This is a genomic window from Staphylococcus saccharolyticus (assembly GCF_900458815.1).
Lineage (GTDB): Bacteria > Bacillota > Bacilli > Staphylococcales > Staphylococcaceae > Staphylococcus > Staphylococcus saccharolyticus.
In genome coordinates, this window is sequence record NZ_UHDZ01000001.1 from 1,482,812 (window position 1) to 1,497,343 (window position 14,532).

The window sequence follows — 14,532 nt, forward strand, 5'->3', positions numbered from 1 at the left end:
ATCTACATAATTTTAATAATGGATCAAAGTTTTAAAAAATATAAAAACTCTCTCTAAAGTGAGCATATTTTCTGTGTCATCTTTAAAGAGAGTATCATTAGCTTAACAACGAATATAGCTTCTTAAATAAACTGAGCTGTTAAATCGTTAAATGTTTCTTTTGAAATATGAATATCTTTTTTAGCAAGTGCGTCTTCTTCAAGTTCTGCAATTTGTGATTCATATGAAGGTGTTGTTGTATCTTGATATACAATACCTTTAACAAGTGATTCATAATCTAAAATTGTTCTCATTGCTTGTTGTTTGTTAGAAGTATCATAATTTTCAATATCATCAATGCTAGTTAAATGTTCTTTAAACCAATCGTACGTATTTACTTTATTATACGTTACACATGGTGAAAAAACGTTTATAAACGAAAAGCCATCGTGGTGTATTGCATCTTCAATTAACTTTGTTAATGCTTTAATGTCACTCGAAAATCCTTGTGCTACAAATGTCGCGCCTGATGATAATGCCAATTCTAACGGTGCGACGTTCTTTTCAATATTACCTTTAGGAGTAGATTTAGTGACAAAACCTTTTGCTGAAGATGGAGATGTTTGGCCTTTTGTTAAACCATAGATTTGATTATCCATAACAATATAAGTCATATTCATATTACGTCTTAATGCATGAATTGTATGCCCCATACCAATTGCATAACCATCGCCATCTCCCCCAGAAGCTATAACTGTTAAATCTTTATTAGCCATTTTTACACCTTGAGCTAATGGTAATGCACGTCCATGAATCGCATGAACACCGTATGAATTTATATATCCAGACAATCTTCCAGAACAGCCTATACCTGTGATAATAGCAACGTCTTCAGGTTCCAAACCAACATTGGCTGCTGCCTTTTGTATAGCGGATTGCACAGAGAAATCTCCACAACCTGGGCACCAGTTTGGCTTCACATTATTTCTAAAGTCTTTAAATGTAGCCAATTAAACCAACTCCTTCATTTCTTTCACTATTTCTAACCCTTTATCTTCAATTTCATGTGGTAAGAACGGTTTACCATCATATTTAGTTTGAGTCACTAATTTATCTTGTAATTGCGTATTCATTTTTATGATATTAGCTAATTGACCATGATAATTATGTTCAGCAATTATAACTTTTGATGCTTTATCTATAGTTTGTTGCATCACATCTGTAGGAAACGGATGTAATTGACGGATTTGTATTGTATTAACTTTAATACCTTGTTGTTCTAATCTATGAGCGCCTTCGTTTATAGCACCTTTAGTAGAAATAAATCCAATAAATAATAAATCTGCATTATCATAAGATTCATTTACTATAACTGGTTGATTAATAATTAAATTTTCGGTTTTACGCATTCGCTTTTCCATTTGAACCTGTCTATTAGTTGGTGTTTCACTAGGCTTTCCTTCCTCATTATGCTCAACACCAGTAACATGATGAATACCACCTTTAACACCAGGAATTGGTCGAGGAGAGATACCACTGCCAGTTAAAGCATATCTTTTGAAATAACTTTTTTCATCTTCACCACGTTCTATATCAGATTGGAGTAGTTCTCCACGTCTAATTTCAATTTTATCGTAATCAAGCGCTTTTACAGTTTGTTTGCCCAATGATAATTGTAAATCACTTAACACTATTACAGGGCATTGATACTCTTCAGCTAAATTAAACGCTTCAATAGTGAGATAGAAAGCATCTTCAGCATCAGTAGGTGCTACTACAATCTTAGGTATGTCACCATGTGTACCGTAAATCATTTGCATTAAGTCAGATTGTTCTTGTTTAGTTGGTAAACCTGTAGATGGACCACCACGCTGTGTATTAATAACTACAAAAGGTGTTTCAGTCATTCCAGATAAACCAATGGATTCCATCATTAATGAGAGACCCGGTCCAGCACTTGCAGTAAAACCTCTTACTCCAGCATAATTAGATCCTATTGCCATAGTTGCTGCAGCGATTTCATCTTCAGTTTGAACAACTGTACCACCTATTTTAGGAAGATTCGCAATCATGTATTCCATAATTTCAGACGCAGGGGTAATTGGATAAGCAGACATAAATCTTGATCCCGCGGCTATTGCTCCTAAACCAATGGCATCATTACCAATCATATATAAATGTGGATTTTCATCTGTAGCTTCTAATGTGAAATCTCCTTCAATAGACTCCAGATAATCTTGCATTAAATGATAACCTTCATTTAATGCTCTGATGTTCATTTTTACAACTTTGTCCCCTTTTTTGGCAAATATATTCGTAACTAAAGATTCAAATGTAGATGTATCTAATTTCATCAGTGCTGACGTCGCTCCAATAGCAACCATGTTCTTCATTAAAGCTGTGCCTAATTCCTTAGCTGTAGCAGTAAATGGTAAATCAATAAGTTGCGTTTTACAATTTTCAGGTTTAGCAGGCTTAGCCTTAGAATCTGCAATAATAATACTATCTTCTCTCATCTCATGATGATTAAGTTCAATTGTTTCTTGATCAAAAGCAATTAAAATATCTAAATCATCACTTATTGCATGTACAGGTGAAGTGGATACTCTAATTTTATTATTTGTATGTCCACCTTTAATACGACTAGAAAAATGTCTATAGCCATATAAAAAGTATCCTTTTCTATTCATTGCAGTAGCAAAAATCTCACCTGTAGATTCGATACCTTCACCTTGTTGGCCGCCCACTTTCCATGATATTTGTGGCTTCATATCACACGCCTCCTGTGGAAATAATTCATATTATATAATAACAAAATAAACCACCGATTTACTATGTAAACAGCGGTACTATACTAAATTCATACTAATGGACGATAGCTTATAAACCTTTTATTAAGAAGGGTTTACCCTTTAAAAGGGTGATCATCATTAATTAATATTCTCTCGATTTGATTGGCTTGTCCTTCTTTGTTCAAATCAATAATGACGCCCGACAATACACCACGACCTTTATCTGGTACAACATGTCTTTGTGGTAAGCTTGTAATAAATCTATGAATAACCTCATCTCTATTGATACCTAAAATACCGTCATAATAGCCTGTCATACCTACGTCAGTGATATAAGCTGTCCCATTTGATAATAAACGATGATCTGACGTTTGGATATGAGTATGAGTACCTACAACTGCACTCACTCTCCCATCCAAGTACCATCCCATAGCGTTCTTTTCAGAAGTAGTCTCTGCATGAAAATCTACAAAAATGAATGGCGTAACCTTTTGAGCTTCTTCAATAAGTTGATCTGCCTTTTTAAATGGATCATCAATATCTTGCATAAATGAGCGCCCTTGTAAATTTATGATTGCTAATTTAATATCATTAATCTGAATAATGCGCATTCCTACGCCTGGTGCTTCATCAGGAAAGTTAGCTGGCCGCACCATACGATGAGCATTATCAATAAAATCATATATTTCTCTTTGACCATAAGTATGATTACCCATAGTCATAAAATCTACGCCTTCTCTTAATAATTGTTTATAAATTTTTTCAGTTAAACCTTTACCATGAGCTGCATTTTCTGCATTTACAATCGACACAGTTGGGTGATAACTTTGTTTTATTTTAGGCAAGTATGTAGTAATCATATTTCTACCTATTTTTCCTACGATGTCACCGATAAACAATATTCTCATAAAACGTTCATCCTCTCATAAGGTAAGTTTAATAGATAAGTAACTATAATTAAAGTATCAATATCAAATTAATTATTCTGAAAATTAAAAGACTTTACTTTTTTGTATTTATGTATTGTGTTAGTATTAAGTTAATAAAAATTTAGGAGTTGTTAATCATACATGTCTATCAATATTGATCCAGAAAAATTTGCTGAATTAGTCGTCAATTCAAATCCAGCTAAATCTGATGAAGCAGAAGACATCGCCAAAGAAAGCCTAACATTATATATTTACGCTTATCGCCTAGCAGAAAAATATGCTAATATAGCCACTAACTGTTATGACACTGCTGAAGTACTTAAAGAAATAAATGATGTAGATCTACAATTAAAATAATTGCAATCCTTTACAAACCTGTACATATAATATGTTCAGGTTTATTTTTATGCGGTCATATATTAAAAAGTTCCACAAAATATTAAGAGCCACTAACCAGGTTACATGGTTCGTGGCTATATAAATTATTTAGCATATTCTACTGCTCTAGTCTCTCGAACAACTGTCACTTTGATGTGCCCAGGATATTGTAATTCTTCTTCTATTTGGTTCTTAATATCTCTAGCCAATCTATATGATTTTAAATCATCAATTTCATCAGGTGAAACAACTACTCTAATTTCTCTACCTGCTTGAATTGCAAATGCCTTTTCAACTCCATCATAGCTTTCTGATAAGGTTTCGAGTCTTTCAAGTCTTCTGATATAGTTCTCAAGTGTCTCTTTACGAGCACCAGGACGAGCAGCAGATAAAGCATCGGCGGCTGCTACCAATATTGAAATAATTGAAGTTGGCTCTACATCGCCATGATGGGAGTAAATTGCATTAATAACTGTATCATTTTCACCGTATTTCTTAGCTAATTCAACACCAATTTCTACGTGACTACCTTCTACTTCATGGTCGATTGCTTTTCCTACATCATGTAGTAAACCTGAACGTTTAGCTAAAGTAACATCTTCACCTAACTCTGCAGCGAACATACCTGAAAGATGTGCAACTTCTATGGAATGTTTTAAAACATTTTGACCATAACTTGTACGATAGTTTAGTCGTCCAAGAATTTTAACTAAATCAGGATGCATATTATGGACATTGATTTCAAATGTCGCTTGTTCCCCTGCATCTCTAATGATATCGCCTACTTCTTTTCTAGCTTTTTCAACCATATCTTCAATGCGTCCAGGATGGATACGTCCATCTGAAACTAAATTTACTAATGCTGTTCTTGCAATTTCACGTCTAATTGGGTCAAAGCCTGATAAAATAACTGCTTCTGGCGTATCATCGATAATTAAGTCGATACCAGTAAGTGTTTCTAACGTACGTATATTTCTACCTTCTCTACCTATTATACGACCTTTCATTTCATCGTTAGGTAAGTTAACAACTGAAACAGTAGATTCAGTTGTATGATCGGCTGCTAGTCTTTGTACTGTTGTAGCAAGTAATTCTTTAGCTGTTTTATCAACTTTTTCTTTTGCTTCATTTTCTTTTTCTTTAACAAGTACTGCAATATCTTGTGACAGTTCTTCTTCAACTCTTTGGAGCTGTTCATTTACAGCTTCTTCTTGAGTGAGACCGGAGATGCGTTCTAATTCTTGTTCATGCTTCATTATTAACGTTTGAACACTACTCTCTTTTGCATCTACTTGTTGTTGTCTTTCTTCAAGTTTTGATTCTTTTTGTTCTAAAATCTCATCTTTTTTATCTAAAAGTTCAGATTTTCGATCCAAGTTCTCTTCTTTTTGAAGAAGTCGGGTTTCTTGTCTTTGAAGTTCCCCACGTCTCTCACGTAGTTCACTTTCAACTTGTTCTTTTAAAATTTGGTTTTCTTCTTTTGCCTCTAATAACTTTTCTTTCTTAATATTGTCTGCTTCTTTATTTGCATAATTGACAATATCTTCGGCAGTTTGTCTTGCTTGAACTTGTTTTTGGTGTAATAAATTTCGGGCAACAACATACCCTACAACAACGCCTAGAATAATCCCCAGCAAAATGAGTAGGAGGCTTAATAAATTCACATAAACACCTCCTTTATCTAGGGTTTGCTCTGTATATCAAAATCAATATGATTATATGAAGTTATATAAGAATCATACATCTTAATTGTACGTTTTTCGACAGAGAAGTGTCAAGATATGAAATTGCACTACTTTCATTAAATGTTCACATGTAATGAAAAACTTGTATAATTGTTGAATAAAAGAATGAGTAGCATAAAAGCTACCCATCAATTGAAAATATATGTTTAAATGCGATTACTCTTCGTCAAATAATGATCTAGGTGTGTCATCATCAGATTCACTTTCTTCAACATCTCCATCAAAGATACCTAATTTTTCACGTAATTTACGGTCAATTTCTTCTTTAATCTGAGGGTTTTCTTTAAGATAATTTTTTACATTTTCTTTACCTTGTCCCATTCTCTCTTCATTATATGAATACCAGGCACCTGATTTATCTATGATATCATTCTCTACACCTAAATCAATGAGCTCTCCTTCTTTAGAGATACCTTGACCATACATAATATCTACTTCAGCAACTCGAAAAGGAGGAGCTACTTTATTTTTTACAACTTTAATTTTAGTTCTGTTACCAACAATTTCTTGACCTTGTTTTAGCTGTTCAGCTCTTCTTACCTCTAAGCGTACTGAGCTATAGAATTTTAATGCTCTACCACCTGGAGTAGTTTCAGGGTTACCAAACATGACACCGACTTTTTCACGTATTTGGTTAATAAAGATAGCTGTTGTATTTGACTTAGAAATAGCACCCGATAATTTTCTAAGCGCTTGAGACATTAATCTGGCTTGTAAACCAACATGAGTGTCTCCCATTTCACCTTCTATTTCAGCTTTAGGTGTTAAAGCCGCTACAGAATCGACTACAACAATATCTACTGCACCACTTCGAACAAACGCTTCGGCAATTTCTAAACCTTGTTCACCGTGATCTGGTTGAGACAAATATAGATTATCAATATCTACACCTAGTGCTTGCGCATAGACAGGATCAAGCGCATGTTCTGCATCAATAAATGCAGCAACTCCACCGTTTTTTTGTACTTCAGCAATTGCATGTAAAGCTACTGTAGTTTTACCTGAACTTTCTGGTCCATAAATTTCAATAATTCTTCCTTTAGGATAACCACCTACTCCTAGTGCATTATCCACTGTTACTGAGCCACTTGAAGTACTGGAAACTTTACGACCTTTGTTATCACCAAGTTTCATAACTGCACCTTTACCAAATGATTTCTCCATATTTTTTATAACTGTATCTAAAGCTTTTTGACGTTCATTATCCAAAGCGAGACCTCCTATTACAGAAAATTATCTGTTTAATATCTTATCCTTACTATACAAGTTATCTAACCAAAACACAAGCTTTTTACGAATATTTGTTCGTGTAAAATGATAATTTAGAACGACGAAAACGAACAAATGTACTTATATTCATAACAGAAAAGCAATTATTTATTATTTTTAAACCAATTTAATAATCTAATCATTGCATAATTTTGACTTCTGCTTTGTAATAAATTTCTACTTAGTGCCATTTTAAAAGTTTCTACTTTGAGCTCTTGACCATCATAGATCCCTAAATAAACTTCAGCCTCCATATGTAATAGTACAATACCCAAATTCGTATTGTACAAATCTCTAACATATTGAGCAGCTTCAATTAACTGATTGTGAGTACTATGATTATACTTAATAAAACGACTTGAATGAGGCAATACGCCTTTAACTATATCCTTATTATCAACATTTTTTAATCTTGTATAAATTGCTCCATTTGTAACTCCGTCGTAGATTGCAAATGACTGTTGCGTTGATTGTATGACTGATTGTTCAATCGTTATATCATCTGAACCGAAATAATATTCCCCAATTCTATTAAGCACTTCTTCCTTAACTGGTGAAATAAGTTGTTTACATTGATTTTTAGTTTCAGAATTTGCTGTTAATCTTATGTAGACTTCATGAGTTCCAGCAAGTGGTGCGATAGTCGGATTTGATTGGTTATCAATGATATCCATTAAAATGGTTTCTACTTTTGATTCTCCAATTCCTGCGAATTTTAATAGTTCTGAGTAAATAACTTGATCATTATCCATAAGTAGTGGTAAAAGTTCATTTTTAGCCATTGGTTTCATTTCCCTAGGTGGACCAGGTAATAAAATTACTTTTTTACCTTCTTTTTCCATTAACATTCCTGGAGCCATACCTGTTTTGTTAGGTAATACAATTGAATCTTCAATAACTAAAGCTTGCTGTTTATTATTGGGTGTCATTTCTTGACCTTGCTCTCTGAAATAACTTTCAATAAAATTTAAAGATTCCTCATCTATTACCAAATCTTTACCCAGTACATTAGCTACTGTATGCTTAGTTAAATCATCCTTAGTAGGTCCTAATCCACCGGTTAATACGAGCATATCGAAACGAGTTAAACCTTTTCTAATCACATATTCTAATCGCTCAGGATTATCACCAATTACCGTATGCTCTACAATACTTTTCCCAACACTATTAAACAATTTAGAAAGATATTGTCCGTTTGTATTAGCTATTTGACCTAAGAGTAATTCAGAACCAACAGCGATGATTGATGTTTTCATATGATACAGCACCTCCATCGATTATTTTCACAATACATTTATTATATATTCTTTTGTTTTATAAATCTAAAATATCAGTCTACAAAAAAGACTAAGCTTTATAAGAGATTTATAAAGCTTAGTCCTTGCACTTTTACATTATTTAGAGTTTGTAAATACATCTCTACCTTTATAGAAATATTCAATACCAGAAAGTATTGTGAAGAATACGCCAATATATAATAAAGTTACTCCAATAGGGAAATATACATAATTAACAAGTGGATCTCCAAGTAGGATCCATATAATAGCAACCATTGTCACAGCTGTTTTAATCTTACCAAGTTGACCTGCAGCACTGACAAATCCTTGTTCGATTTGCAATAAACGCAAACCAGTTACTGCAAATTCACGTGCGATAATAATAATAGCTACAATAGAATTTGTGAAACCAAGCTGAACCATTACAAGAAGTGCACTTGCAACAAGTAGTTTATCAGCTAAAGGATCTAAAAATTTCCCCATGTTAGTAACTAATTGCCATTTACGTGCTAAGTAACCATCAGCAAAATCACTTAAAGATGCGATGATGAAGATGATTGCACTGATTAAAATTTCAGTTCTTATATTATGGCCACCTAAAAAAGATATTTGTCCAAATCCAAAATCTGCTAGCGCAAATAAAATGAAAACGGGTATTAAAATAACTCTAAATACCGTTATTTGATTTGGTATATTCATATGAAATCCTCATTTCTAAATCTTTTATTTATAAAATTAATACTGCAAGTATCCATATTACTAAAGAGATGATCATAACAGCACCGATAAACGATAGCAATTGCAGTGTTTCTTTAGATTTACTTCGATATGAAGGAACTTGGCCATTAGAAAATGTTTGAATAACTTCATCGATTTGATTCTGGTTGTTCGGTATTTCATCTTGATGCGCTTCAATGAATTGATTTGGTTCTATGTTAACTACGTTTGCATATTTTCTAATAAAACCTTCAGTATAGTCTTTCTTGGCTAATTGATCAAAATCATTATTTTCAATGTGAATTAATGTTTGACGCTTTAATTGAGTTCTTTGCTCTAATTCATTCAGTGTCATTCCTAATCTTTCACGTCTTCCTTTTAACACTTCACCAACCGTTTTCACACATAGTCCTCCTTGAAATTATTCAAAGAAACCGAATCCTCCACCAAATGGATCCCCGAAATCTAAATTATTTTTACTATGAACTGTTTGTCTTTTCATTTCTTCATAATGAATCTCTTGGTCTTCATTTTCTCTCAATTCAATAATATAGTCAAAATCTTCCATACTATACTCGCATGATTCTACAAACAAATCAGGATGTTCTACCACCTTTATAGATGGTAAAGTCATTACTTCACGAACTAATTCTTGATGTTTCGGATTCGACTCACGTGCTGTAACAGCTCCATCAATAATATAAACATGATTTGAATCATATTCACCTTTAAATAAAGAACTTCTAACAGTTTGTTTAATTAATGTAGAACTAATAAATAGCCATCTCTTATGTGCACACACACTCCCAGCTACTATTGACTCAGTTTTTCCTACTCTAGGCATACCACGAATGCCTATTAATTTATGACCTTCCTCTTTAAATAATTCGGCTAAAAAATCAACGAGCAAACCTAAGTCTTCTCTTTCAAATTTAAAGGTCTTTTTATCGTCAGCATCTTGCTCAATGTACCTTCCGTGTCTTACAGCAAGTCGATCTCTCAACTCTGGAATTCTCAACTTAGTAATTGTGATTTCATTTATTTCTTTAACAATTTGTTCAAAACGTTCAACCTTTTCTAATTGATCTGTTTTAATCAACAAACCCCTTTTACCTTGATCGACTCCGTTGATTGTTACAATGCTAATACCTAACATACCAAGTAAACTTGAAACGTCTCCAAGTAAACCTGCTCGATTTACTGTAATTTCATATTCTAAGTACCATTCTTTTCTTTTTGCAACAACCATCATTACGACCACCCCTTGTTCACAATCACACATTTGAGCTTACTTAGAAGTTTAATTTAATCACAGTATAACATCAATATAAATATATTACTTATTTATTATAACTGTTTTTATAAAAATAGTTTTGAAAATACAGCTATATTTAACCACTCTCTATCGTTACAAAATGATATCTATAACTCATCTTACCAACTATAAATACCATCCTCCATTTACTTTTTGTACAGTTCCTGTAATGCTCTTTGACATTGGATGACATAAATACGCACAAGTATGTGCCACTTCAGAAGCCTCAATCATTCTATGTTGAGGAAGCTCATCGATAATTGTCTTTAACTCATCCTCAGACCAAATATTATTCATCTTTCCAGTTACAAATCCAGGAGTAATAGCGTTAACAGTAACAGAAGTTAATGCCAATTCTTGGGCAAGTGCTTTGACAAAACCAATTTGAGCACTTTTCATAGCAGAATAGATTGTCTCCATACTGGCTCCTGTTTCACCCCAAATGGAAGAAACGACGATAATACGACCATTATTACTTTTTCTTAGGGTATCAATAAAATAGCGTGTTAAACGAATCATTTGTCTTACATGGAGTGCATAACTTATATCAATATCTTCATCTGTCATATCTTGTAACATTCCATAAAGAGCTGTACCACTTGTATAAATTAAACAATCTAAATCATGAACGTGTCCGAAATCATTACTTATTGGTCTATTCTCAGTTAAATCACTTTTAATAAACTCTACATTCTTATCTTTATATTTGTCTTTTAAAGTATCTAAAGACGTTAAGTAATAATGAATAACCACTTGGTATCCTTGAGATAATAGTCTATCCACTATAGCACCACCTATAGTTCCCGAACCTCCTACCACAAGTGCTTTCATTCACCTTTCAACTCCAAACGACTATCTACAAGTTGGTCAAAATCTAGAAATCTTCTAGAAGTTTCATTGACGCTTTCTAAAGTTATATTTTCAACAATATCAAGCATGTCAAAGACACTGACGCCTTCAAAATATAACTTTGCATATTGATTAGCAATATACTCTGGAGAGTTCAAACTTGAGATAAATTCACCAATAAATTGCTTTTTCAGTAAATCAAATGCTTCTTGATCAGTGATTTGTCCTCTATATTTATTCAATTCACTCATAATTAAATTTTTGAGTTCATCAGGTTGTTGCGTTGCGCTAGAAATAATAGAAAAACTATAACTTGGTTCTAAAACAAACTGATATCCAAATGTTTCATCTATTAAATCCTTGTTTAACAACTTTTGGTAAAAATCAGTTTCTTCTCCAAATACTAATTCATAGAAAAATGTCATTTCTAAATCTCTTTGAACAAACTTTTCTGGACTCTCTTTAAGAGGTTCATTTTTAAAACCTAACATCAATCGTGGAGACTGCAATTTCATCTTTTCTGAAACGAATTTTTGGTTGATTTCTTTAGGTTCATTAAACTGTGCACGTTCAATTTTAGATTGATCCGTTTTATTACGTTTAGCTTCATGCTCTTCAACTAAATCAACAATACTTTGAGGGTCTACATCACCAACCACAAATAAAACCATATTAGAAGGGTGATAAAACGTCTCATAACATAGATATAAGTCATCTTTAGTTATGTCATAGATACTGTCGACACTTCCAGCAATATCAACACGAATAGGGTGTTTTGAATACATAGCTCTAAGTGTATTAAATATTAATTTATAGCCAGGTTGTTCTTGATACATTTTAATTTCTTCAGCAATGATGCCTTTTTCTTTGTTAACAGTTTCTTCAGTAAAGTAAGGTGTTTCTGCCATTGAAAGTAACCTTTTAATATTACTTTCAATATGACTAGTTGCACTAAACAAATAACTTGTACGATCAAAACTTGTAAAAGCATTAGCTTGTGCATTTTCTTCAGCAAAAGCTGTAAATAAATCTTCCTCTTCTTTTTCAAAAAGTTTATGTTCTAAAAAATGTGCTACACCATCAGGTACTTTTACAAACTGTTCACTACCTATGGGTTTAAAATGATTATCGAGAGAACCAAATTGAGTTGTGTATGTAACAAATGTTTTTTGGAAACCAGGATTAGGAACTATAAACAACTTTAAACCATTATCAAGTTTATGTTCGAAAACTTTTTCTTCTATAAGTTGATATTCGTGAATTTTCATTAACTATGGTCTCCTTTCATTAAAACATAAATTGTATCTAATACAGCCTCATTAGCTAATTTAACAACATCTTCTTTAGTGACATTATTGACTAAGCAAATGAAATCTTTATCTGATTGATATTGATCTAATAGAAGTTGATTATGTAGCAACTCAATCATACTTTTTGGTTTATCAGTTGACTCATGACGATGAGAAATAATAATCTTTTTGGCTAGCTCTAATTTTTGACTATCAAAATTACCATTTTTTAGTTGTTCAAACTCTTCCAAAATAGTATCTTTTGCTAATTCATATTTATCAGCCGACGCACCACTTAAAACAAACAAAAAGCCATTTTTACCATCAATTTGAGAATGGATTGAGTACGCCAAGCTTTGTTTTTCACGAACTTCATTAAATAAGACAGATGATGGATCTCCACCAAACATCATATTTAAAACAATAAAAGCATAATAATTATCTTTACCAAAATAAGAAGGGAAGCGATATCCCAAATTTAATTTAGCTTGATCAACCTCATCATGTTCTACTATTAATTTAGGCGTAATAATAGATTTATCAATGTTATTTAAATTTTGATTATCTAATACGAATGGTCTAATTTTAAAATATTGTTGAATAAGCAGACTTACTTCTTGTTCATCGACATTTCCAACCACATAAATTGCGCAATCATCATTATGTATCATCGAATTATATGTATCATACAAGTTTTCAGCAGAAACTTGTGGTATTTTCTCTAATTGTCCTGTAGCTATATGTTTATATGGTTCATCCTTAAACATATGGTTCATCAATTGTAAAAATGAATATTGTGCTTTATTATCGTTCATCGCTTCAATTTTTTTGGTTAGCAACGACTTTTCTTGCGCCACATAAGTCTTATTGAATGCTTTGTCTTCTATTAAAGGGTTCCAAATAATTTCCTTTAACATTTCAAGACCCTTTTTAAATAATGGTGTTTGATCTTTTAAATAGCGTTCATTGACGATTTCTAATGAAATAGTTATGACATGTTTATCTTTGAATTTTGTTACAAAACTATTGACATATGCGCCATAAAGATTAGACAGTTGTCTATTTAAAGTCTTGTCACTATTCCATTTTTTAGTAGCACGTATTAAAACTTTACTTAGAATTGAACGTGATGTGATTGTTTCGTAGTTTAATGGAGCCATAAATTTTAAAGTAACCATTGTAGTTTTAAATTTATCAGTTGATAAAACGTTAATATGTATGTTGGAGCACTCTTGATTTAATTTCTCCAAAGATCTAACCTCCCATTTTAACTTTTGCTATTTAATTTTTAGTGATAGTAAATTTCACAAGACTGCTTTTAATGTAATTTAAAGAATAAAGGATAGGTTGATTTTTTTCATCATAATGTACGACCTTTAATAACATGAGTCCTTCATGTGGTGAAGCACTTAATACTTCAGAAATATGAGGTTCATAACTAATAGCTTCTAAATCCATTTCAGCATGAGTAACTTCGTGTCCCGTTGATTTTTTTATAGCTTCTAACATTGAGCCATTACTTTGTTGATAATCACTACAAGTTAAATATTGCTTGGCTATTTTATCTAAGCAAAAAACAACTGGCTTATGATTAGCTGTTCGAAGTCTTTCAATAATCGTTATAGGTTGCTTATCCTCGATATCTAAGTGTTCAACATCTAAAATTGTTGCAGGCTGTTCATCAAAATTCAAATATTCTATACCTGCTTTATACCCTGCTTCTTCAATAATAGTACTGATACTTATAATTTTATCTAAAGGATAATAGAAAGGGGGCTTTGTTTTAACACTTGTCCCCTCTTCAAAATTATCAGTAACAATTTGCTCCGTAATCAATTCATCAATACCGTCATAGACATCGTCAGTTTTGACATTCAATGCACGTGCGATTGATAAATTACTCGGTAATTTACTGCCATTTTCCAATTCCCCATTCCTAATTAACTTAAGAATGTATTGTTTAACTCTATAAATCGCATTCATTTCCGACATT

General features: G+C 32.4%; 14 protein-coding genes. 1 reads left to right on the forward strand and 13 read right to left on the reverse strand.

The genetic code is table 11. The features are described 5' to 3' along the window. Positions 1-122: 122 nt before the first annotated feature. The 3 genes from DYE57_RS07320 to DYE57_RS07330 all read right to left on the reverse strand — a co-directional run bounded on the left by DYE57_RS07320 (position 123) and on the right by DYE57_RS07330 (position 3,679). Positions 123-989, reverse strand: a complete 867-nt coding sequence (locus tag DYE57_RS07320) for a 2-oxoacid:ferredoxin oxidoreductase subunit beta (RefSeq protein ID WP_115313457.1) — start codon at positions 987-989, stop codon at positions 123-125. Beyond that, positions 990-2,750: a 2-oxoacid:acceptor oxidoreductase subunit alpha gene (locus DYE57_RS07325; protein WP_115313458.1), complete on the reverse strand. Its 1,761-nt coding sequence runs from the start codon at positions 2,748-2,750 to the stop codon at positions 990-992. A 134-nt stretch (positions 2,751-2,884) separates the two neighbouring features. Continuing rightward, on the reverse strand, positions 2,885-3,679 hold the full coding sequence (locus tag DYE57_RS07330; RefSeq protein WP_115313459.1) for a TIGR00282 family metallophosphoesterase: 795 nt from the start codon (positions 3,677-3,679) through the stop codon (positions 2,885-2,887). Between the two features lie 162 nt (positions 3,680-3,841). Between DYE57_RS07330 and DYE57_RS07335 the strand changes: the two genes are divergently transcribed. Continuing rightward, positions 3,842-4,057, forward strand: coding sequence for a hypothetical protein (locus DYE57_RS07335; protein ID WP_115313460.1), 216 nt, complete (start codon positions 3,842-3,844; stop codon positions 4,055-4,057). A gap of 125 nt (positions 4,058-4,182) precedes the next feature. On the opposite strand, the gene rny is transcribed toward DYE57_RS07335, so the two are convergent. The 10 genes from rny to DYE57_RS07385 form a co-directional block, all read right to left on the reverse strand. Beyond that, positions 4,183-5,742, reverse strand: coding sequence for a ribonuclease Y (gene rny / locus DYE57_RS07340; protein WP_115313461.1), 1,560 nt, complete (start codon positions 5,740-5,742; stop codon positions 4,183-4,185). Positions 5,743-5,979: 237 nt separating this feature from the next. Further along, complete coding sequence (recA, locus tag DYE57_RS07345; protein ID WP_115313462.1) at positions 5,980-7,032, reverse strand: recombinase RecA; 1,053 nt, start codon at positions 7,030-7,032, stop codon at positions 5,980-5,982. A 164-nt stretch (positions 7,033-7,196) separates the two neighbouring features. Continuing rightward, on the reverse strand, positions 7,197-8,348 hold the full coding sequence (locus DYE57_RS07350) for a CinA family nicotinamide mononucleotide deamidase-related protein (protein WP_115313463.1): 1,152 nt from the start codon (positions 8,346-8,348) through the stop codon (positions 7,197-7,199). Positions 8,349-8,486: 138 nt separating this feature from the next. Beyond that, positions 8,487-9,068, reverse strand: coding sequence for a CDP-diacylglycerol--glycerol-3-phosphate 3-phosphatidyltransferase (gene pgsA / locus DYE57_RS07355; protein WP_115313464.1), 582 nt, complete (start codon positions 9,066-9,068; stop codon positions 8,487-8,489). Positions 9,069-9,096: 28 nt separating this feature from the next. Next, positions 9,097-9,489 (reverse strand): helix-turn-helix domain-containing protein, encoded by a 393-nt coding sequence (locus DYE57_RS07360; RefSeq protein WP_115313465.1) that lies wholly within the window; start codon positions 9,487-9,489, stop codon positions 9,097-9,099. An 18-nt stretch (positions 9,490-9,507) separates the two neighbouring features. Beyond that, on the reverse strand, positions 9,508-10,335 hold the full coding sequence (locus DYE57_RS07365; protein WP_115313466.1) for a YmfK family protein: 828 nt from the start codon (positions 10,333-10,335) through the stop codon (positions 9,508-9,510). A 192-nt stretch (positions 10,336-10,527) separates the two neighbouring features. Next, on the reverse strand, positions 10,528-11,232 hold the full coding sequence (ymfI, locus tag DYE57_RS07370; protein WP_115313467.1) for an elongation factor P 5-aminopentanone reductase: 705 nt from the start codon (positions 11,230-11,232) through the stop codon (positions 10,528-10,530). Next, positions 11,229-12,518 (reverse strand): EF-P 5-aminopentanol modification-associated protein YfmH, encoded by a 1,290-nt coding sequence (yfmH, locus tag DYE57_RS07375; protein ID WP_115313468.1) that lies wholly within the window; start codon positions 12,516-12,518, stop codon positions 11,229-11,231. Before yfmH ends, ymfI begins: the two co-directional genes overlap by 4 nt. Next, on the reverse strand, positions 12,518-13,789 hold the full coding sequence (gene yfmF / locus DYE57_RS07380; RefSeq protein WP_165417869.1) for an EF-P 5-aminopentanol modification-associated protein YfmF: 1,272 nt from the start codon (positions 13,787-13,789) through the stop codon (positions 12,518-12,520). The genes yfmH and yfmF overlap by 1 nt, the downstream gene beginning before the upstream one ends. Positions 13,790-13,820: 31 nt before the next feature. After that, entirely contained in the window at positions 13,821-14,531 is a 711-nt protein-coding gene (locus DYE57_RS07385; protein WP_115313469.1) for a GntR family transcriptional regulator, read from the reverse strand. Between the last annotated feature and the right edge of the window lies 1 nt (position 14,532).